This is a genomic window from Arthrobacter sp. TmT3-37 (assembly GCF_054510835.1).
Genome location: NZ_JBTNDU010000003.1, coordinates 295,694 through 314,882, shown reverse-complemented (window position 1 = coordinate 314,882; position 19,189 = coordinate 295,694). Strand labels below are relative to the sequence as shown.

17 protein-coding genes are annotated in these 19,189 nt (G+C 70.7%); 1 reads left to right on the top strand and 16 read right to left on the bottom strand.

Annotated features, from left to right (window positions below):
* Window positions 1-41: 41 nt before the first annotated feature.
* The 10 genes from ACX80U_RS06500 to hisI form a co-directional block, all read right to left on the bottom strand.
* On the bottom strand, window positions 42-1,499 hold the full coding sequence (locus ACX80U_RS06500) for a glutamate synthase subunit beta (protein WP_133081841.1): 1,458 nt from the start codon (window positions 1,497-1,499) through the stop codon (window positions 42-44).
* Window positions 1,492-6,114 (bottom strand): glutamate synthase large subunit, encoded by a 4,623-nt coding sequence (gene gltB, locus ACX80U_RS06495; RefSeq protein WP_459267821.1) that lies wholly within the window; start codon window positions 6,112-6,114, stop codon window positions 1,492-1,494. The genes ACX80U_RS06500 and gltB overlap by 8 nt, the downstream gene beginning before the upstream one ends.
* A 319-nt stretch (window positions 6,115-6,433) precedes the next feature.
* Window positions 6,434-7,750, bottom strand: coding sequence for a prolipoprotein diacylglyceryl transferase (lgt, locus tag ACX80U_RS06490; RefSeq protein ID WP_459267820.1), 1,317 nt, complete (start codon window positions 7,748-7,750; stop codon window positions 6,434-6,436).
* Window positions 7,747-8,616 carry a tryptophan synthase subunit alpha gene (gene trpA, locus ACX80U_RS06485; protein ID WP_459267819.1) on the bottom strand — a complete coding sequence of 290 codons (870 nt, stop codon included), beginning with the start codon at window positions 8,614-8,616 and terminating at the stop codon, window positions 7,747-7,749. Before trpA ends, lgt begins: the two co-directional genes overlap by 4 nt.
* On the bottom strand, window positions 8,616-9,980 hold the full coding sequence (trpB, locus tag ACX80U_RS06480) for a tryptophan synthase subunit beta (RefSeq protein WP_459267818.1): 1,365 nt from the start codon (window positions 9,978-9,980) through the stop codon (window positions 8,616-8,618). The genes trpA and trpB overlap by 1 nt, the downstream gene beginning before the upstream one ends.
* Before the next feature lie 186 nt (window positions 9,981-10,166).
* Window positions 10,167-10,991 (bottom strand): indole-3-glycerol phosphate synthase TrpC, encoded by an 825-nt coding sequence (gene trpC, locus ACX80U_RS06475; RefSeq protein ID WP_459267817.1) that lies wholly within the window; start codon window positions 10,989-10,991, stop codon window positions 10,167-10,169.
* On the bottom strand, window positions 10,992-11,297 hold the full coding sequence (locus tag ACX80U_RS06470; RefSeq protein ID WP_133081835.1) for an HGxxPAAW family protein: 306 nt from the start codon (window positions 11,295-11,297) through the stop codon (window positions 10,992-10,994).
* 115 nt (window positions 11,298-11,412) lie between these two features.
* The gene (locus ACX80U_RS06465) at window positions 11,413-12,315 is read right to left on the bottom strand and encodes a Trp biosynthesis-associated membrane protein (protein ID WP_459267816.1); all 903 of its coding nucleotides are present in this window, start codon (window positions 12,313-12,315) and stop codon (window positions 11,413-11,415) included.
* The gene (locus tag ACX80U_RS06460; protein WP_459267815.1) at window positions 12,312-13,865 is read right to left on the bottom strand and encodes an anthranilate synthase component I; all 1,554 of its coding nucleotides are present in this window, start codon (window positions 13,863-13,865) and stop codon (window positions 12,312-12,314) included. Before ACX80U_RS06460 ends, ACX80U_RS06465 begins: the two co-directional genes overlap by 4 nt.
* A 4-nt stretch (window positions 13,866-13,869) precedes the next feature.
* Window positions 13,870-14,310, bottom strand: coding sequence for a phosphoribosyl-AMP cyclohydrolase (hisI, locus tag ACX80U_RS06455; protein WP_133081832.1), 441 nt, complete (start codon window positions 14,308-14,310; stop codon window positions 13,870-13,872).
* Between the two features lie 81 nt (window positions 14,311-14,391).
* Here hisI and ACX80U_RS06450 point away from each other — a divergent pair, with 81 nt between their 5' ends.
* On the top strand, window positions 14,392-15,036 hold the full coding sequence (locus tag ACX80U_RS06450) for a TIGR03085 family metal-binding protein (protein WP_133081831.1): 645 nt from the start codon (window positions 14,392-14,394) through the stop codon (window positions 15,034-15,036).
* A 178-nt stretch (window positions 15,037-15,214) separates the two neighbouring features.
* Here ACX80U_RS06450 and hisF read toward each other — a convergent pair whose 3' ends face one another.
* From hisF to ACX80U_RS06420, 6 genes are all read right to left on the bottom strand, one after another.
* On the bottom strand, window positions 15,215-15,985 hold the full coding sequence (hisF, locus tag ACX80U_RS06445) for an imidazole glycerol phosphate synthase subunit HisF (protein WP_208741014.1): 771 nt from the start codon (window positions 15,983-15,985) through the stop codon (window positions 15,215-15,217).
* A 12-nt stretch (window positions 15,986-15,997) separates the two neighbouring features.
* Window positions 15,998-16,843, bottom strand: a complete 846-nt coding sequence (hisG, locus tag ACX80U_RS06440) for an ATP phosphoribosyltransferase (protein WP_133081829.1) — start codon at window positions 16,841-16,843, stop codon at window positions 15,998-16,000.
* A gap of 66 nt (window positions 16,844-16,909) precedes the next feature.
* Complete coding sequence (locus tag ACX80U_RS06435) at window positions 16,910-17,173, bottom strand: phosphoribosyl-ATP diphosphatase (RefSeq protein WP_459267814.1); 264 nt, start codon at window positions 17,171-17,173, stop codon at window positions 16,910-16,912.
* A gap of 71 nt (window positions 17,174-17,244) precedes the next feature.
* Window positions 17,245-17,730 carry a 6,7-dimethyl-8-ribityllumazine synthase gene (ribH, locus tag ACX80U_RS06430; protein ID WP_459267813.1) on the bottom strand — a complete coding sequence of 162 codons (486 nt, stop codon included), beginning with the start codon at window positions 17,728-17,730 and terminating at the stop codon, window positions 17,245-17,247.
* 67 nt (window positions 17,731-17,797) lie between these two features.
* Window positions 17,798-18,469 carry a 3,4-dihydroxy-2-butanone-4-phosphate synthase gene (gene ribB, locus ACX80U_RS06425; protein ID WP_459267812.1) on the bottom strand — a complete coding sequence of 224 codons (672 nt, stop codon included), beginning with the start codon at window positions 18,467-18,469 and terminating at the stop codon, window positions 17,798-17,800.
* Window positions 18,466-19,119, bottom strand: coding sequence for a riboflavin synthase (locus tag ACX80U_RS06420; RefSeq protein ID WP_459267811.1), 654 nt, complete (start codon window positions 19,117-19,119; stop codon window positions 18,466-18,468). The genes ribB and ACX80U_RS06420 overlap by 4 nt, the downstream gene beginning before the upstream one ends.
* Window positions 19,120-19,189: the final 70 nt, after the last annotated feature.

Sequence of the window (19,189 nt, the reverse complement as noted above, 5' to 3'; positions counted from 1 at the left end):
CCTAGTCGTGTTTGGGTCGTGGGGATTCTGTGCGGAGCCGGTCAGAGCACGGCGATCGAGCGGTCGGTCGGCGCCACGGGCGCGGGGAGCTTGGTGGAACCCATGAGCCACTGGTCCACGGCGGCAGCGCAGGCGCGCCCTTCCGCGATGGCCCAGACGATCAGCGACTGGCCGCGGCCGGCGTCGCCCGCCGAGAAGACCCCCGGCGTGTTCGTCATGTAGTAGCCGTCCCGTGCCACGTTCCCGCGGTCGTCGAACTCGGCCTGGACCTGCTCGGTGATGCCGGCGGGCTCGGCCCCCGTGAAGCCCAGGGAGAGGAAGACGAGGTCCGCGGGGATCTCGCGCTCCGTGCCCTCCTTCGGCACCCGTCGGCCGTTCACGAACTCCGTCTCGGCGACCTTGATGCCGCGCAGTACGCCGTTGTCGCCGACGAACTCGACGGTGGAGGCCAGGTAGCGCCGCTCGCCGCCCTCCTCGTGGGCGCTCGCGATGTCGAACAGCGTGGGGAAGGTGGGCCAGGGCTGGTCCGGGCGGCGCTCGGTGGGCGGCTGCTGGCCGATGGCGAGCGTGGTGACCGATGCCGCGTGCTGCCGGTGGGCCGTGCCCAGGCAGTCGGCACCGGTGTCGCCGCCGCCGAGGATGACGACGTGCTTGCCCTCCGCATGGATCTGGTCCTCGATCGCCTCGCCGGCGACGACGCGGTTGGCCTGTACCAGGTAGTCCATGGCGAAGTGGACGCCCTCGAGGTCCCGGCCCGGGATGGGGAGGTCGCGCGGCACGGTGGCACCGGTGGCGACGACGACGGCGTCGTACCGCCGCTTCAGCTGGCCCCAGCTGATGTCCTTGCCGACGTCGACGCCGGTCCGGAAGCGCGTGCCCTCGGCCTTCATCTGGTCGAGGCGGCGCTCTAGGTGGATCTTCTCCATCTTGAAGTCGGGGATGCCGTAGCGGAGCAGTCCGCCGATGCGGTCGTCGCGCTCGTAGACGGCCACCGTGTGGCCCGCCCGCGTCAGCTGCTGCGCGGCGGCGAGCCCCGCAGGTCCCGAACCGACGACGGCGATGGTGCGGTCGGTCAGGCGCTCCGGCGGATGCGGTTCCACCCAGCCCTCGTCGAAGGCCAGGTCCGCGATGGACACCTCGACCTGCTTGATGGTCACGGGCGGCTGGTTGATGCCGAGCACGCACGAGGACTCGCACGGTGCGGGGCAGAGCCGGCCGGTGAACTCGGGGAAGTTGTTCGTGGCGTGCAGGCGATCGATCGCCTCACGTCCCTTGTCGCGGAACGTCAGGTCGTTCCACTCCGGGATCAGGTTCCCGAGCGGGCAGCCCTGGTGGCAGAACGGGATGCCGCAGTCCATGCAGCGGCCCGCCTGGCTCTTGAGGACGCCCTTCTCCTGCGCCTCGTACACTTCCTTCCAGTCCATGATGCGCACCGGAACGGGCCGGCGTGGCTGGGTCTGGCGCTCGCGCACCTTCATGAATCCGCGTGGGTCAGCCACCGGTTACCTCCAGGATCTTTGTCCACGCCTCTTCGCCGTCAGGGTCGAGGCCCTGCTCGACGGCGGTGGCGCGGGCGTCCAGTACCGCGGCGTAGTCGCGCGGCAGGACCTTGGTGAATCGGGGGACGGTGTCCTCGAAGGACGCCAGCAGGCTCTCGGCGAGGTTCGACTCGGTCTCCTCGACGTGCTGGATGAGCAGCCGCCGCACGATCTCGACGTCCTCGGCGTCCAGCCCGACGAGCAGCAGCTCACCGTTCTCGAGGCTCTGCTTGTTGACGCGCGCGCGGTCGAGGTCCAGCACGTAGGCCGTGCCACCCGACATGCCCGCACCGAAGTTGCGGCCCGTGCGGCCGAGGATCAGGGCCTGGCCGCCCGTCATGTACTCGCAGCCGTGGTCGCCGATCCCCTCGGCCACCGCCGTCGCCCCGGAGTTCCGGACGAGGAACCGCTCCCCCACCTGGCCGCGCAGGAACATCTCGCCGCTCGTGGCACCGTAGCCGATGACATTGCCCGCGATCACGTTGTGGTCCGCGCGGAACACGTTGGAGCGGTCCGGGCGCACGATGATGCGGCCGCCGGACAGTCCCTTGCCGACGTAGTCGTTCGAGTCGCCGAGCAGCCGCAGCGTGATCCCGGCGGGCAGGAACGCGCCGAGCGACTGCCCCGCCTGTCCCGTGAGGGTGACGTCGATGGTGTCGGTGGCCAGCGTGTCCAGTCCGAAGGTCCGGGTGACCTCGTGACCGAGCATGGTGCCCACCGACCGGTCCGTATTGACGACGTCGACGGAGATGCGTACCGGCGAGCGGTGGTGCAGTGCGTCGGCACTCATCTCGATGAGCTTGTTGTCGAAGTGCTGGTCCAGCTCGTGGTTCTGCGGGAGCATGTTCCGCATCGGCTCGCCGGAGTCGGACTCGTTGCCCCGCAGGATCGGGTCCAGGTCCAGGCCGTCGGCCTTCCAGTGCTCGATCGCCTCGCGGGCGTCGAGCAGCTCGCTGTGACCGATGGCCTCCTCGAGCGTCCGGAAGCCGAGCTCCGCGAGGATCTCGCGGACCTCCTCGGCGATGAACTCGAAGAAGTTGACCACGAACTCGGGCTTGCCCGTGAAACGGCTGCGCAGCTCCGGGTTCTGCGTGGCCACGCCGACGGGACACGTGTCGAGGTGGCAGACGCGCATCATGATGCAACCCGACACCACGAGCGGTGCCGTGGCGAAGCCGAACTCCTCACCACCGAGCAGTGCTGCGATGACGACGTCGCGCCCGGTCTTGAGCTGGCCGTCCACCTGGACCACCACGCGGTCGCGCAGCCCGTTGAGCATGAGGGTCTGCTGCGTCTCGGCGAGCCCGAGCTCCCACGGGATGCCCGCGTGCTTGAGCGAATTGAGCGGGCTCGCGCCGGTCCCGCCGTCGTGGCCCGACACGAGCACGACGTCGGCCTTGGCCTTCGTGACGCCCGCGGCGACCGTGCCGATACCCACCTCGGAGACCAGCTTCACGTGGACCCGTGCGCTCGGGTTGGACCTCTTGAGGTCGTAGATGAGCTGTGCGAGGTCCTCGATGGAGTAGATGTCGTGGTGCGGCGGCGGCGAGATGAGCGCGACGCCCGGCGTGGAGTGCCGGGTGCGCGCGATCCAGGGGTACACCTTCTGGCTCATGAGCTGGCCGCCCTCGCCGGGCTTGGCTCCCTGGGCCATCTTGATCTGGATGTCGTCGGCGTTCGTCAGGTACAGGCTCGTGACGCCGAACCGGCCCGAGGCGACCTGCTTGATGGCCGACCGACGCTCGGGATCGAGCAGGCGCTCGACGTCCTCGCCGCCCTCACCCGTGTTGGACTTCGCACCGAGGCGGTTCATCGCGATGGCGAGCGTCTCGTGGGCTTCCTTCGAGATGGAGCCGTAGCTCATCGCGCCCGTGGAGAAACGCTTGACGATGGACGAGACCGGCTCGACCTCGTCGATGCCGATGGGTTCGCGTGCGTCGCCGCGCAGCCTGAGCAGCCCGCGGAGCGTCATCAGGTCCCGCGACTGGTCGTCCACGCCCTGGGTGTACGCCTTGAAGATGTCGTAGCGGCGCTCGCGCGTGGCGTGCTGCAGCCGGAAGACGGTCTCGGGGTTGAAGAGGTGAGGCGGCCCCTCGCGGCGCCACTGGTACTCGCCGCCGTTGTCGAGGCCGCGATGAGGATCCTCGATGCCGTCCTGCGGGTACGCGCTCTCATGGCGAGCGGCGGTCTCGGCCGCGACGACGTCCAGCCCGACGCCGCCGAGCTGGGTCTGCGTGCCGTGGAAGTATTCGTCGACGAGCTCCTGCGACAGCCCGAGCGCCTCGAAGGTCTGGGCACCGCAGTAGGAGCTGACCGTCGAGATGCCCATCTTGGACATGATCTTCAGAACACCCTTGCCGAGGCCCTTGATGAGATGCGCGACGGCGGCTTCGGCCGTGACGCCGGTGATGTCGCCGTTGCGGACGAGTTCCTCGCAGCTCTCCATGGCCAGGTAGGGGTTGACCGCGGAGGCTCCGTAGCCGATGAGCACCGCCACGTGGTGGACCTCGCGCACGTCGCCGGCCTCGACCACGAGCGAGGTCTTGGTGCGGTTGGCGCTCTTGAGGAGGTGGTGGTGCACGGCGCTGGTCAGGAGCAGGGACGGGATGGGGGCCCACTGTGCGTTCGAGTCGCGGTCGGACAGCACCACGTACTCGACGCCGCGGTTCAGCGCGCTGGACACCTGCTCGCAGATCTCCGCGAGGCGTGCCCGCAGGGCGGCCTCGCCACCGTCGTGCCGGTACAGGCCGCGCACCCGGACCGTGAGCCGGTCGCCGTCGTCGGTCTCGAGGTTGGCGATCTTCGCCAGCTCGTCGTTGGTGATGACGGGGAACTTCAGGGCGATCTGCTTGGATCGCACCTGCCCGGTGGAGAGCAGGTTGCCGTCCGGTCCGATGGTGACGCCCATCGAGGTCACGAGCTCCTCGCGGATCGAGTCCAGCGGCGGGTTGGTCACCTGCGCGAAGGACTGCACGAAGTAGTCGAACAGGAGGCGCGGACGCTTGGACAGCACGGCGATCGGGGTGTCCGAGCCCATGGCTCCGAGCGGCTCGGCGCCGCTCTTCGCCATGGGGCCGAGCAGGATGCGCAGTTCCTCCTGCGTGTACCCGAAGGTGCGCTGGCGGCGGTTGATCGACGCCTTGGTGTGGATGACGTGCTCGCGCTCCGGGAGGTCCTCGAGCTGGATCAGGTTCTCCTTGACCCACTCCCCCCACGGGTTGGCGGCGGCGACCTCGGCCTTGATCTCTTGGTCCTCGATCAGGCGGCCTTCCTCCGTGTCGACGAGGAACATCTTGCCCGGCGAGACACGGCCCTTGCGGACCACGCGGGAGGGCTCGACGTCGAGAACACCCACCTCGGAGGCGAGGATGACGAGGCCGTCCTCGGTCACCCAGTAGCGGGCGGGGCGCAGTCCGTTGCGGTCCAGCACGGCACCGACGAGGCGGCCGTCGGTGAAGGACACGGCCGCCGGTCCGTCCCAGGGCTCCATGAGCATGGAGTGGTACTGGTAGAACGCGCGGCGGGCGGGGTCCATGGTGGCGTGGTTCTCCCACGCCTCCGGGATCATCATCATGATCGAGTGCGTGATCGGGCGGCCCGAGAGCGTCAGCAGCTCCGCGACCTCGTCGAACGACGCCGAGTCCGAGGCGCCCGGGGTGCAGATCGGGTACAGCTCCTCCGGCGAGTCCCCGAGCAGCGGGTTGGACAGCTGCGACTGCCGGGCACGCATCCAGTTGCGGTTGCCCTTGACCGTGTTGATCTCGCCGTTGTGGGCGATGGTCCGGAAGGGCTGCGCGAGCGGCCAGGACGGGAAGGTGTTGGTGGAGAACCGGGAGTGCACGATGCCGAGGCGCGTCTTGAAACGCTCGTCGGACAGATCCGGGTAGAAGGGCTCGAGCTGCGCCGTGGTGAGCATGCCCTTGTAGACGATGGTCTTCGAGGACAGCGAGGGGAAGTAGACGCCGTACTTGTTCTGGGCACGCTTCCGCACCCGGAACGCGCGTCCGTCGAGATCGGCCGTGCTGCCGTCCGCCGGGGCCAGGAAGAGCTGCACGAAGTGCGGCATGCACGCACGGGCCATGGCACCCACGAGGTCGGCGACGACGGGGACGACCCGCCAGCCCAGTACCTCGAGACCTTCGGACTCGGCGATGGACTCCAGCCCGGCACGCGCCGTCTCCTCCTCCTTCGCCTCGGCCGGCAGGAACGCGGTGCCGACGACGTAGGAGCCGGCGGGCGGCAACGGGAAGTCGACCACGGCGCGGAAGAACTCGTCGGGGACCTGGGTCAGCAGGCCCGCACCGTCCCCGGTGCCCTCGTCCGCGCCCACGGCACCTCTGTGCTCGAGGTTGCGCAGCGCTGTCAGGGCGGCGTCGACGATGTCGTGGCCGGGCTCACCCCGCAGGGTCGCGATCACGGCGAGGCCGCACGCGTCCTTCTCGTTCTCCGGGTTGTAGAGGCCGGTCGCCTCCGGCAGGGAGGCGAACCGCGTGAAGGGGGATTGCACGGTCGCAGCCGTGGATGGTGTCGTTCCGGAGTCCGTCCCGGTCGACTTTCCTGGCGTCAAAGCAGTCATAGAAAGGATCCTTCCCCCATGATGGAGCGTCGGGAGGGGACAGCCCTGGCCCCGGGGGCACCGCTGTCGGGAAGCGGGCACCGTCTATCGATCTCGTGCACATCGTCCGGCCGACGTTGCCCGGCGCTCTTGGCGGGCAATCGCAGAAGTGGTCCTGCGCCGGCTGGGGACGGTGTCGGTGCGGGCAGGAAGGTGATCCGGCCGTCGCACCTGGAGTCCACAACTGTGTGGTGTTGCGTCCTTTAGGGGCGGTGGCCCGGGGACTGCTATCGGGAGCCGGAGACCGCGGCCCCGCTTGCGCGGAGTCCTGGAACGGTACTCAGGCGCCGTTTGTTTCGGAAAGATTACCACGATCGTTCCGCGTGCCCAGCCCGGTGTCCGCTGCGTGGGCACCTGTGGCTGAAGCGTTATCGGATGCACCCGACCGGCCTGCCACAGGAGCCTCAGCCGGCCCCGTGCCGTCGCCTCCTGGGACGGGACCCGCCGCTGCGACACGCCGGGTCCCGGCCTCGGATGCCGCAGGTGCATCGGCCTTCACCGCTCCACCGGCCTTGCCCGTGTCACCGGCCTCGCCTGTGTCGGCAGCCTTCGCTCTGGCGGCGGCCTTCACCGCGTCGGCGGCCTGTGCCTCGGCACCGGTCCTGCCCGTGTCGGCCGCGTTCGATCCGGCCCCCGGATCGTCTGTGCCTGCGGTCTTGGCCGTGCCACCGGCCGTAGCGCCGGGCGCGGTGCCGTCCTGCAGCCCGGTGCCGTCCTGCGGCTCGGGCTCGCGACCGGGGAGATACACGGACGGGTCGTCGGCGGGACGGCGCTTGACCGCGAGGAACACGAGCACGGCGAGCGACACGAGGAACACCGCGATGCTCGTCCAGACGTTGAGCCGCTGCGTCACGCCGAACAGGGTGACCATCTCGGCGTCGTCGATGCGCAGCGTCTCGATCCAGACGCGTCCGAGCGTGTAGTACGCGGCGTAGAGCCAGAACATGCGCCCGCCGCGGAGCCGGAAACGCCGCGCGAGCAGGAGCAGGAGCGCGACGCCTGCGAGGTTCCACAGGAGTTCGTAGAGGAACGTCGGGTGGAACAGGGTGCCCGGTTCCTGGTCGAGCGGGAAGTTCGCGTTGTCGGCGTCGATCTCGAGGCCCCACGGAAGGGTGGTGGGCGCACCGAAGAGTTCCTGGTTGAACCAGTTGCCCAGGCGGCCGACGGCCTGCGCGAGGAGGACGCCCGGGGCTGCCGCATCGGCGAAGGCCGAGAGCCTCACTCCTGCGCGTCGGGCACCGATCCACGCTCCGACGGCGCCGAGAGCGATCGCACCCCAGATCCCGAGGCCGCCCTGCCAGATCTGCGGGATCCGGGCGAGGTCCCCCTCGGGCCCGAAGTAGGCGTCGGGCGAGGAGAACACGTGGTAGAGCCGGCCGCCGATGATACCGAACGGGATGGCCCAGATCGCGATGTCCCACACGGTGTCGGCGGAGCCGCCGAACGACACGAAGCGCCTCTGCGTCAGGATGAGCGCCAGGATGATGCCGGCGAGGATGCACAGCGCGTAGGCATGGATGGTCAGCGGTCCGAGGTCGAAACTGGCCCAGGCTGCGGGTGGGCTCGGGATCGAGGCCGCGAGGCCGCCGCCGATCATGCCGGAGCCTTCGCCGTGCCGGTGCTGAGCTCCCGGGTGAGTTCGGCGACGGCTTCCACGCCGCCGTCGCGCAGTGCGGCGACGAGGGCCGTACCGACGATGACGCCGTCCGCATAGGCACCGATCTCGCGCACCTGGGCCGAGGTCGAGACCCCGAGGCCCACGCAGGCACGCTCCGCGCCGGCAGCATGGGCGGCATCCACCACGGCGCGGGCGGCGGCGCCGACCGAGGTACGGGCGCCGGTCACGCCCATGACGGACACGGCGTAGACGAAGCCGCGGCTCGCGTCGACGGTGTCCTGCATGCGCTGCGGAGACGTGGAGGGGGCGACCAGGAAGACGCGGTCGAGGCCGAATTCCTCGGATGCCTCGAGCCACTCGGAAGCTTCGTCGGGAATGAGGTCCGGGGTGATGAGTCCGGCGCCGCCTGCTGCGGCGAGGCGCTCGGCGAATGCACGGACTCCCATCCGCATGACGGGGTTCCAGTAGGTCATGACCAGGACGGCGGCGTCCGTGCTGCGGGTGATGCCCTCGACGACGTCGAAGATCCGGGGCACGGTGAAGCCGTTGGCGAGAGCCTCGACGGTCGCTTCCTGGATGACGTGGCCGTCCATGACGGGATCCGAGTAGGGGATGCCGATCTCGATGAGGTCCACGCCGTTCTGGGCCATGGCGATGCCGGCGTCGATGGTGGTCTGGACATCGGGGAACCCTGCGGGCAGGTAGCCGATGAGTGCTGCGCGGCCCTCGCTGCGCGCCTTCTCGATCGCGGCGGCGGCCTTGGAACCGCCGGCGGCCGATCCGGCCGCGGAGCGAGCGGGATCAGGGACGTCCACGGGAGGCGTCGGTCCGGTCGAATGCGTCATCACAGTTGTTCACCCTCCTGGGCGATCTCCTGCTCGGCGCTGTCGTCCGGCAGCAGGTCGAAATAGCCCGCGGCGGTCGCCACGTCCTTGTCCCCGCGACCGGAGAGGTTCACGACGACGATCTTGTCCGACGCCTGCTCCCCCGGCCCGAGGTCCGCAGCGAGGCGCCGACCCACCTTCATGGCACCGGCGAGGGCGTGCGCCGTCTCGATGGCGGGGATGATGCCCTCGGTCTGGCTGAGGAGGCGGAACGCCTCCATGGCCTCCGCGTCGGTGATGGGTTCGTAGTGCGCCCGTCCGATGTCGGCGAGGTACGCGTGCTCCGGTCCGACGCCGGGGTAGTCGAGGCCCGCGGAGATGGAGTGGGACTCCATCGTCTGGCCGTCCTCGTCCTGCATGAGGTAGGACCGCGCGCCGTGCAGGACGCCGGGGCGTCCCAGGGTGATGGTGGCCGCGTGGCGGCCGGTCTCGACGCCGTCGCCGCCCGCCTCGAAGCCGTAGAGTGCGACGTCGCGGTCGTCGAGGAAGCCGTGGAACATGCCGATGGCGTTCGACCCGCCACCGACGCAGGCGCAGATCGCGTCGGGGAGCCTGCCGGCCTGGTCGAGGATCTGCTCGCGAGCCTCCTCCCCGATGACCTCGTGGAAGTAGCGCACCATCGCGGGGAACGGGTGCGCTCCGGCTGCCGTCCCGAGGAGGTAGTGCGTGGTCTCGACGTTGGCCACCCAGTCGCGGAGGGCGTCGTTGATGGCGTCCTTCAACGTCTGCGAACCGTTGGTGACGGGGATGACCGTCGCCCCGAGCAGCTGCATGCGCGCGACATTGAGGGCCTGGCGCCGCGTGTCCTCGGCGCCCATGTAGACGACGCACTCGAGGCCGAGCAGGGCCGCCGCGGTGGCGCTCGCGACGCCGTGCTGGCCGGCACCGGTCTCCGCGATCACGCGGGTCTTGCCCATGCGCTTGGCGATCAGGGCCTGGCCCAGCACGTTGTTGATCTTGTGCGAGCCGGTGTGGTTCAGGTCCTCGCGCTTGAGGAACACGCGGACGCCCCCGCAGTGCTCGGCGAAACGCTGCGCCTCGGTGAGGAGCGACGGCCTGCCGGCGTAGTTCCGGTTCAGGTCGGCGACCTGCGCGGTGAATTCGGGATCAGCCTTGGCCTTGTCGAACGTGTCCTGCAGTTCGTCGAGCGCGGCGATCAGTGATTCCGGCATCCAGCGTCCGCCGTAGGCGCCGAAGTAGGGGCCGGGAGCATTGCGGAGGCTCTGGTCGTGGCTGAGGAAGGCCTCGGCCGTCCCCGCGTCGATGGCGTCCGCTGCTCCGTCGCCGGCTCCGGGGTTGCCCGTGTCCTGGTGCGTGTCGGTCATGACTTCAGCTGTCCCGTCCTGTTGGTCCTGACCCGGGTGGCTCTGCCGTCCGGGTCCGTCTCGGACCGGCGATGGCCGGCCCCTGTTTCGTGCTCGCTGTACTGCTGCCGGTTGAACTGCCGGCCGCGTCGGCGCCGGATTCCGGGCCTGCCCGTGTGCCCGGCCGGCCGCGGGTCCCGGCGTCGGTCAGGTGTGCGCTGCGGCCCTGTCCTGCAAGGCCGTGCGGCCTGACTCCTTGAACGCGTCGATCGTGCCGGCCGGATCGTTGTGCCGGACGAGTGCCTCCCCCACCAGGACGGCGTGCGCGCCGTGTCCTGCGTAGTCGGCGACATCGGCGGCGTCCCGCACGCCCGACTCGGCGATGACGACCGCGCCGGCGGGGACGAGGTGCGCGAGTTCCGCGAAGACCCCGCGGTCGATGTCGAGCGTCTTGAGGTTCCGGACGTTCACGCCGATGATGCGGGCCTCCGCGGCCGCGGCACGCCGCACCTCCTCCGCCGTGTGCGTCTCCACGATCGCGTTCATCCCGAGCCGGTGCGTCAGGGCCAGGAACGAGGTGAGCTCCTCGTCGGAGAGGGCCGCGACGATCAGGAGGACGACGTCGGCTCCGTGGGCGCGGGCCTCCCAGATCTGGTACTCGTCCACCGTGAAGTCCTTGCGGAGCACGGGGAGGCCCACGGCGGCGCGGACGGCGTCGAGGTCGGCGAGCGATCCACCGAAACGCCGCTGCTCCGTCAGCACGGAGATGACGGCGGCACCGCCCTGTTCGTAGGACGCGGCGAGGGCCGCCGGATCGGCGATGTCGGCCAGGGCACCCTTGGACGGGCTGCTCCGCTTCACCTCGGCGATGACCGCCAGGGCATCGCCCCGGCCTGCCCCGAGCGCCTCGAAGGCGTCGAGCGGAGCGGGTGCGGCGAGGGCTGCGGCCCGGACGTCCTCGAGGGGAAGGCTACGGCGACGCTCCGCGAGGTCCTCGCGGACGCCGACGATGATGTCGTCGAGGACCGTCATCTAGTGGCCGTTGTTCTTGAGCTTCGATCCGCCCACGCCGTAGCCGATCCTGCGCATGATGAAGCCGACGATCAGGCCGACGAACATGATGCCGATGCCGACCCAGAAGAGCAGCGTGCCGAAATCGTGATTGCCCTCGGTGCTGGCGAGGATGTAGGCGAAGGAGGCGAGTGCGGCTCCGGCCAGCATGATGAACACGCAGGTCCACGCCGCGGGGCTGTTGCCGTGACCGATCGTCTCGTCGCCCATCTGGGCGTGGTTCGCGGGGGTGTTGCGGGTAGCGGAGGTGCGGGTCTCGGATGCCATGGAAATCTCCTTCGAACGGGTTCCGTTCCATTCTGCCATTGATGGCGTGACCCGGCGGAACGTGGATGGTGGAGCCGGTGGACGGCGGCTCCGGGAGGCGCGGCCGGGGAAGAGGTCAGCGCGTCGGATCGTTGCCGCGCGAGAGCTCGTCCCAGCTGTCGATCTCGTCCGCGTGGGAGCTGGTGCGCCCTGTCGGCGTGCGGGCGGAGCCGGGGGCCTCGACCGGGCCGGTGCCCGGTACCGGCGGAGCGTCCTCGGTGCCGCTGCCGGAGCCGTCGGACACAGCACTGCCGGAACTGCCGGAACTGCCGGAACCGTCGTCGCGCCCTGCATCCTGCTCCGCCGTGGGCACCGACGGGGTAGGCGGGGTGGGCGGGGTCGACACCCCCGGCCCAGCCGTCCGCGCGGCGTCGTCGGAGACGGCGCCGGGGGCGACGTCACCCGTGGACGGGACCGGCGCGCCGGGTCGGAGGCCGCCTCCAGGAGTCCGCCCGCCCCGGGACGCGCCGGCGTCGTACCGCCGGTTCACCCCCCAGGTCCGGCCTGCCAGGACCACCCAGGCGGCGGCGAGTGCCAGCAGGATCCCGGCCACGACGGCGAGCCAGGGCATGCCGGTGGCGCTCGCCTCGGCTCCGGTCAGACCGCTGACACCGATGGCGGTGCCGATGGCCGGCTCTGCCGCTCCGGCGGGATCGAGGGCCACGGATGCGCTGGACAGCGCGATCCCGACGCCGGACAGCACGAGGATGACGGCGATGATCCAGCGCGCCACCCGGCCGGCGATCGAGACGGCGAGGGCCGCGGCCAGCGCCACGAGCGCGAACGCCGTCACGGGGGTCGCCGCGTCGCTGCCCGCGATGGCGAGGTCGGGCATCTGGACGGCATCCTGCGGCAGGCGCACCGAGAGCCAGGTCCGGGTCGTCGAGCCGAAGGCGAGCAGTGCGAGGACCACGATCCCCATCACCACGATCCCGCGGCGCGCGAAGCGGCGCGGTGCCGGTCCCTCCGCGGCGCTCACGGCACGTCCGCCGTCGCCGGGCGCAGGCCGGCCGCCGTGAGTGCCGCGCGCAGTGGCGCTGCTGCCTTGTTGACCGTCTCGAGTGCCTCGGCCTCGAGGACGGAGTCGGCGACGATCCCGCCGCCGGACTGCACATAGGCCTTCCCGTTCCGCAGGAGCGCGGAGCGGATGGCGATCGCCATGTCCATGTCCCCGGCGAAGTCCAGGTAGCCCACCACTCCCCCGTAGATGCCCCGCCGGTGGGGTTCCACCTCGTCGATGAGGCGCAGCGCGCGTGGCTTGGGTGCGCCGGAGAGCGTGCCGGCCGGGAAGGTCGCCGCCAGGACGTCGTAGGCGCTCCTGGCGGGCGAGAGCCTGCCGACCACGGTGGAGACGAGGTGCATGATGTGGCTGAACTTCTCGACCTCCATGAACTGCGTGACGTCGACGCTGCCCGGTACGCAGACCTTCGAGAGGTCGTTGCGCGCGAGGTCGACGAGCATGAGGTGCTCCGCCTTCTCCTTGGTGTCGGCGCGGAGCTCGACGGCGAGGTCGCGGTCCTCCTCGGTGGTCCTCCCGCGGGGGCGGGAACCGGCGATGGGGTGCGTGATGACCTCGTCGCCCGTGACCGTCACGAGGGCTTCGGGCGAACTGCCCACGATCGAGTAGCCCTGCCCCTCTGCGTCCTCGAGGCTGAACAGGTACATGTAGGGGCTCGGGTTCATGGTGCGGAGGATGCGGTAGACGTCGAGGGCCGAGGCGTCGCACTCGATCTCGAAGCGGCGGCTGATGACCACCTGGAAGACGTCGCCGTCCACGATGGCCCGCTTGCCGCGCTCGATCGCCTTCAGGTAGTCGGGCTCGAACCAGGACTCACGCACGCGGTCCATGGACGCCTCGGCTGTCGGCGCGTCCGGTGCCATGACGGACACGGCGAGCTCGGCGGGAGCCACGAGCGTGGCGAGCATCGCGCGGACCCGCGCAACGGCGTCGTGCCAGGCCTCGTCGACGCGCTCGTCCGTGCCGTCGAAGTTGATCGCATTCGCCACGAGGGTCAGGGAGCCCTCGGCGTTGTCGTGGATGGCCAGGTCGGAGACGAGGCACATCGCCAGCTCGGGCAGCAGCAGGTCGTCCTCGGGCGGGCTGGTGAGCCGCTCCCAGTGCCGGACGGCCTCCCAGCCCACGAAGCCGACCATGCCGGACGTGAACGGGGGCAACTCCTCGAAGCGCTCCGTGCGGAGCGCCTCGACCGTGAGGCGCAGGGCCTCGACGGGGTCACCGCCCACCGGGACCCCCGCCGGCGGTTCACCCAGCCAGTGCGCCTCGCCGTCGCGGGTGGTCAGCGTGGCACGGGACCGCGCGCCGATGAAGGAGTAGCGCGACCACACCCCGCCCACGGCCGCGGACTCCATCAGGAACGTCCCGGGCTGCCCGGCTGCCAGCTTCCGGTAGATGCCGATGGGCGTGTGGGAGTCCGCGAGGACCTTGAGGTGCACGGGGACCACACGGCGGCCCTGGGCCAGCTCGCGGAATTCCTCGAGGGTGGGGCGGATCGTGCCCAGCTGCTCCATGGCGTCAGGGTCCTTTCACATCGGGACGGCCGGCGGTCACCGCGGGCAAGGCCCGGCCGTCGAAGCAGGTGCGCGTGCCGGTGTGGCAGGCCGCACCCTCCTGGTCGACCGTGACGAGCAGGGCATCGCCGTCGCAGTCCAGCGCGACGCCCCTGACCCACTGCCGGTGGCCGGAGGTGTCACCCTTGCGCCAGTACTCCGAGCGGGACCGCGAGTAGAAGGTCACACGGCCGCTCGTGAGCGTGCGGTGCAGCGCCTCCTCGTCCATCCACCCGAGCATCAGCACCTCGAGTGTGTCGTACTGCTGGACGACGGCGGCGACCAGGCCGGCGTCGTCCTTCTTCAGCGCCGCGGCGATGGCCGGGTCGAGGAGCGGACGCTCCTCCCCGGCGACGTCGGTCGGGGCAGCGGCGGGATTGTCCGGGGAGGAGGTGGAGGAAGGCATCACCTGTGATTCTAGTGCGGTCGACGGCGGGGCGCGGCGCAACTGCCCCGGCCGGTGTCCCCCGTGCTACTTTCAGCTGTGATGCACTACGTAACCCCGTCCCGCGAGGTCCTGGCCGAGACGCTGCTGGCAGCCGGCCCCGACGCACCGACACTGTGCGAGGGCTGGCGGACACGCGACCTGGCCGCACACCTCTACCTCCGCGAGCACAAGCCTGCTCTGGGCGTCGGGATGGTGGTCCCGAGGCTGGCGGCCCTCACCGAGCGTGCGACGCGGGACATGGCCGAACGTGCCGCATCACCTGCCGGATTCCAAGCGCTGGTGAACCGGTTCCTGGCGGGACCGCCCGCCCTCTCGCCGATGCGCATCAACCCGATCGACAAGAGCGTCAATCTCATCGAGTACTTCGTCCATACGGAGGACGTCCGCCGCGCCGGCACCCGATGGGCTCCGCGCGCGCTCGACGAGGACTACGCGGAGGCGCTCTGGGAGGAGCTCGTCAAGCGTGCTGCGATCCTGTACCGCGGCGCGGACCTCGGCATCGTGCTGGTACGCCCGGGCGGTCCGCGGCACGTGGCCAAGCGCGCACCGGTCTCGGTGGCCATCGTCGGGGACCCCGGAGAACTCCTCCTGCACGCCCACGGCCGGCGCCGGCAGGCCCTGGTCACCTTCGAGGGTCAGCCGGACGCGGTCGCCCTGCTCGAGAGCGCCGACGTCGGCATCTGAAGCCGCCGCGCGGCTCCTGCGGCCACCGGCGCCTGGAGTGCGCACCGACCGCGCAGAGACTGCGGGCCGCGCTCCAATCGCGAGTACCCACCGACGGCGCACCAGTACACCGGCCTGACACCGACTTCACACCGCCACCGCTCCGCCCCTGACCGGGGGCGGAGGATGGTCCGGTCCGTCAGCGGACGGGGAACCCAGCAGCGCGGATGGCGGCCTTGACCTGCGCGATGGCGTCCACCGGGCCGAAGTGGAAGACGGACGCCGCGAGGACCGCGTCGGCGCCTGCCTCGACCGCCGGCGGGAAGTGCTCCGGCCTGCCGGCCCCGCCCGAGGCGATGAGCGGCACCCCGACGGCGGCACGGACGGCGCGGATGAGTTCCAGGTCGAAACCCTCCTTGGTGCCGTCGGCATCGATGGAGTTGAGCAGGATCTCGCCGACACCGCGGTCCGCCGCTTCCTTCGCCCACGCGACGGCGTCGATCCCGGTCCCCTTGCGGCCTCCGTAGGTGGTGACCTCGAAGCCCGACGGGGTGCTCGCGTCCCGGGTGCGCCGCGCGTCGAGCGAGAGCACGAGGACCTGCGCACCGAAGTGGCCCGTGATCTCGTCGATGACGGAGGGGCGTGCGACGGCGGCCGTGTTGATGGACGCCTTGTCCGCGCCGAAGCGCAGGAGGCGGTCGACGTCGGAGATCTCGCGCACGCCTCCGCCCACGGTCAGCGGGATGAAGACCTCCTCGGCGGTCCGGGCGACCACGTCGAAGGTCGTCTCGCGGTTGCCGGAGGACGCGGTGACGTCGAGGAAGGTCAGCTCGTCCGCGCCGGCGCGGTCGTAGCGGTGCGCGAGCTCGACGGGGTCACCGGCGTCGCGCAAGTCCTCGAAGTTGACGCCCTTGACGACGCGCCCGGCGTCGACGTCGAGGCAGGGGATGACGCGGACGGCGACGGTCATGGCTGTGCTCCCCTAGATCCGGCAGGCGTGGATGGTGCTGACGAGGATGGCGCGCGCGCCGAGTTCGTACAGCTCGTCCATGATGCGGTTGGTCTGGTTCCGCCGGACCATGGACCGCACGGCGACCCACTCGGAGTCGCGCAGCGGCGAGACCGTCGGGGACTCGAGTCCCGGCGTCAGGGCGGCGGCCTCGTCGACGAGGTCCTTGCGGATGTCGTAGTCCATCATCACGTACTGGCGTGCCACGAGGACGCCCTGCAGGCGCCGCAGGAGCACGTCGAGTCCTGCGGGGGCCTCGACGCCCGCGCGGCCGATCAGCACGGCCTCGCTCCGGAGGATGGGGTCCCCGAAGATCTCCATCCCCGCGGCACGGAGTGTGTTGCCGGTCTCGACGACGTCGGCGATCGCGTCGGCCACGCCGAGGCGTACCGAGGACTCCACGGCACCGTCGAGCCTCACCACGGCGGCGCTGATGCCGCGCTCGGCGAGGTAGTCCTTGAGCAGGCCCTCGTAGCTCGTGGCGAGGCGCTTGCCCTCGAGCTGCTCCACGGTGGCGAAATCGCCCACCGGACCGGCGAAGCGGAAGGTCGACGCGCCGAACCCGAGCTGCAGGAGCTCCTCGGCCTGCACCTGCGCGTCGAGGAAGAGGTCCCGGCCGGTGATGCCGACGTCGAGCGTGCCCGAGCCGACGTACACGGCGATGTCACGGGGACGGAGGAAGAAGAACTCGATCTCGTTCTCGGGATCGACGAGCACGAGCTCCCGGGAATCACGGCGCTGGCGGTAGCCGGCCTCGGCGAGCATGGACGAGGCGGCCTCGGAGAGGGCGCCCTTGTTGGGGACTGCTACACGGAGCATTGGGGGGTCTTTCGCTGGATCGGAGGGGTGGCACGCGGGAGCCGCGGGCGGGGTACGCCGGCGCGGCTAGAGATGCTTGTAGACGTCCTCCAGGGTGAGTCCCTTCGCCAGCATGAGGACCTGCAGGTGGTACAGCAGCTGGGAGATCTCCTCGGCGGCATCCTCGGCGGACTCGTACTCGGCGGCCATCCACACCTCGGCGGCCTCTTCGACGACCTTCTTGCCGATGCCGTGCACGCCTGAATCGAGCTCCGCGACGGTCCGCGATCCGGCGGGCCGCTCGGCGGCCTTCGCACTCAGTTCCTCGAACAGGGAATCAAAGGTTTTCACGTCCCCTAGGCTATCGGCTCGGCGGGCCGACCCGTTCCTCCGGCTCCCCGGTGTGACGGACGCCTCCGCGCTCACCGCGTCCACGATCGCAGGACGGCGGCCGTCGCCAGCGCCGCGGAGACCGCCTCGTACCCCTTGTCCTCGGAAGAACCCGGCAGGCCGGCGCGGTCGAGCCCCTGCTGTTCGGTGTCGCAGGTCAGCACACCGAAGCCCACCGGTACGCCCGTGCTGACGCTCACGTCCGTGAGGCCGGACGTCGCCGCCTGGCAGACGTACTCGAAGTGGGGGGTGCCGCCCCGGATGACGACGCCGAGCGCTGCCACGGCGTCCACGTGCGGAGCGAGGCGCGCGGCGGCGACAGGCAGTTCGAAACTGCCGGGGACGCGGATCTCGGTCACCTCGGCTCCCGCCTCGGCTGCGGCACGGCGGGCGCCGTCGAGCAGACCGTCCATGATCTGCGTGTGCCAGCTGGCCGCGATGATCGCGAGACGCAGGGGGGCGCCCTCCTGCGTGGTCAGTCCGCTGATGTCGATGCTGGGTGCTCCGTGGCCGCTCATGGTTCTCCTTCGGTGGTGCTGATGCTGGGTGGTGTGGTTCGTCGGGTCGTGGTGGGGTGCCGCCGGCTCAGGCGCCGGCCGCGTCCGGCTGCTCGTCGACGTCGTCGCGGCCGTCGCGCTCCCCCAGGTACGCGACGAGGTCCTCGATGGAGACGAGCGGGATGCCGTGGTCGTCGGCGAAACGGCGCAGCGCGGGCAGACGCATCATGTCACCGTGGTCGTGCACCAGTTCCGCGATCACCGCGGCGGGCCGCTTGCCGGCGAGCCTGCTCAGTTCGACGCCGGCCTCGGTGTGTCCCTGCCGCTCGCGGACGCCGCCGGGGGCGGCGCGCAGCGGGAAGACGTGACCCGGCCGGGTGAGGTCCGAGGGGACGCTGGCCGGATCCGCGAGCACCGTCACGGTGCGGGCGCGGTCCGCGGCGCTGATCCCGGTGCTGACACCGGTCGCGGCGTCGCACGAGACCGTGTAGGCCGTGCCCTTCGAGTCCTCGTTAACGGCGGTCATCGGCGGCAGGAGGAGACGGTCCGCGTCCTCGGCCGGCAGCGGCACGCACAGGACGCCCGACGTCCAGCGCACGGTCCAGCCCACCAGTTCGGGTGTGGCGTCCTGGGCGGCGAACACGATGTCGCCCTCGTTCTCACGGTCCTCGTCGTCGACGACGACGACGGCGCGTCCCGCGGCGATGGCCTCGACGGCGTCCCCGATGGGGTCCAGCCGGATGCCTCCTGCAGCGCTCACTGCCCGCCTCCGGCGTCCGTGCCCGACCGCGCATCCACGGCGGCGAAGCCGAGGAGCCGTTCGGCGTACTTCGCGAGCACGTCCATCTCGAGGTTGACGGGGTCGCCGAGGGACTTGGCCCCGAGGCCGGTCTCCTTGAGGGTGGTCGGGATCAGCCCGACCTCGAACCACTGCTCCGGTTCGTCGGGTGCGCTGACGGCGGTGACGGTCAGCGAGACACCGTCGATGGCCACCGAGCCCTTCTCCGCCGCGTACCGGCCGAGTTTCGCCGGGAGGCCGAAGCGGAGCCGGTGCCAGGCGCCCAGGTCCTCGCGTTCCAGCAGCACCCCGAGGCCGTCCACGTGGCCCTGCACGACATGCCCATCGAGGCGGCCTCCGGCCGGGACGCAGCGCTCGAGGTTGACGGGAGCCCCGGGCCGCAGCTCGCCGGTGGTGGTCCGGCGGAGGGTCTCCCCCATGACGTCGACGCCGACTCGCCCGCCGTCGAGCGTCACGGCCGTCAGGCACACGCCGTTGACGGCGATGGACGCGCCGGGGGTGAGGTCCTGGCCGGTCTGCGGCGCCTCGAAGACGAGGAGGCCGCTCTCGCCGTCGGGCGCGAGCTCGAGTGAGACCACGCTGCCCTGCTCGGACACGATTCCTGTGAACACTGGTACTTCCTTCGGCTGGAGGTCGGGACTGGAGATGGGGCTGGGGATGGGGCTGGAGATGGGACGGGAG

What these genes read in the sequence shown, in the direction of transcription:
- hisF (WP_208741014.1), bottom strand. Translation starts at nt 15,985, where the DNA reads ATGACCGTCGCCGTCCGCGTCATCCCCTGCCTCGACGTCGACGCCGGG.
- ACX80U_RS06470 (WP_133081835.1), bottom strand. Translation starts at nt 11,297, where the DNA reads ATGGCATCCGAGACCCGCACCTCCGCTACCCGCAACACCCCCGCGAAC.
- ribH (WP_459267813.1), bottom strand. Translation starts at nt 17,730, where the DNA reads ATGAGCGGCCACGGAGCACCCAGCATCGACATCAGCGGACTGACCACG.
- lgt (WP_459267820.1), bottom strand. Translation starts at nt 7,750, where the DNA reads ATGATCGGCGGCGGCCTCGCGGCCTCGATCCCGAGCCCACCCGCAGCC.
- trpA (WP_459267819.1), bottom strand. Translation starts at nt 8,616, where the DNA reads ATGACGCATTCGACCGGACCGACGCCTCCCGTGGACGTCCCTGATCCC.
- trpC (WP_459267817.1), bottom strand. Translation starts at nt 10,991, where the DNA reads ATGACGGTCCTCGACGACATCATCGTCGGCGTCCGCGAGGACCTCGCG.
- ACX80U_RS06450 (WP_133081831.1), top strand. Translation starts at nt 14,392, where the DNA reads ATGCACTACGTAACCCCGTCCCGCGAGGTCCTGGCCGAGACGCTGCTG.
- trpB (WP_459267818.1), bottom strand. Translation starts at nt 9,980, where the DNA reads ATGACCGACACGCACCAGGACACGGGCAACCCCGGAGCCGGCGACGGA.
- hisG (WP_133081829.1), bottom strand. Translation starts at nt 16,843, where the DNA reads ATGCTCCGTGTAGCAGTCCCCAACAAGGGCGCCCTCTCCGAGGCCGCC.
- hisI (WP_133081832.1), bottom strand. Translation starts at nt 14,310, where the DNA reads ATGCCTTCCTCCACCTCCTCCCCGGACAATCCCGCCGCTGCCCCGACC.
- gltB (WP_459267821.1), bottom strand. Translation starts at nt 6,114, where the DNA reads ATGACTGCTTTGACGCCAGGAAAGTCGACCGGGACGGACTCCGGAACG.
- ACX80U_RS06460 (WP_459267815.1), bottom strand. Translation starts at nt 13,865, where the DNA reads ATGGAGCAGCTGGGCACGATCCGCCCCACCCTCGAGGAATTCCGCGAG.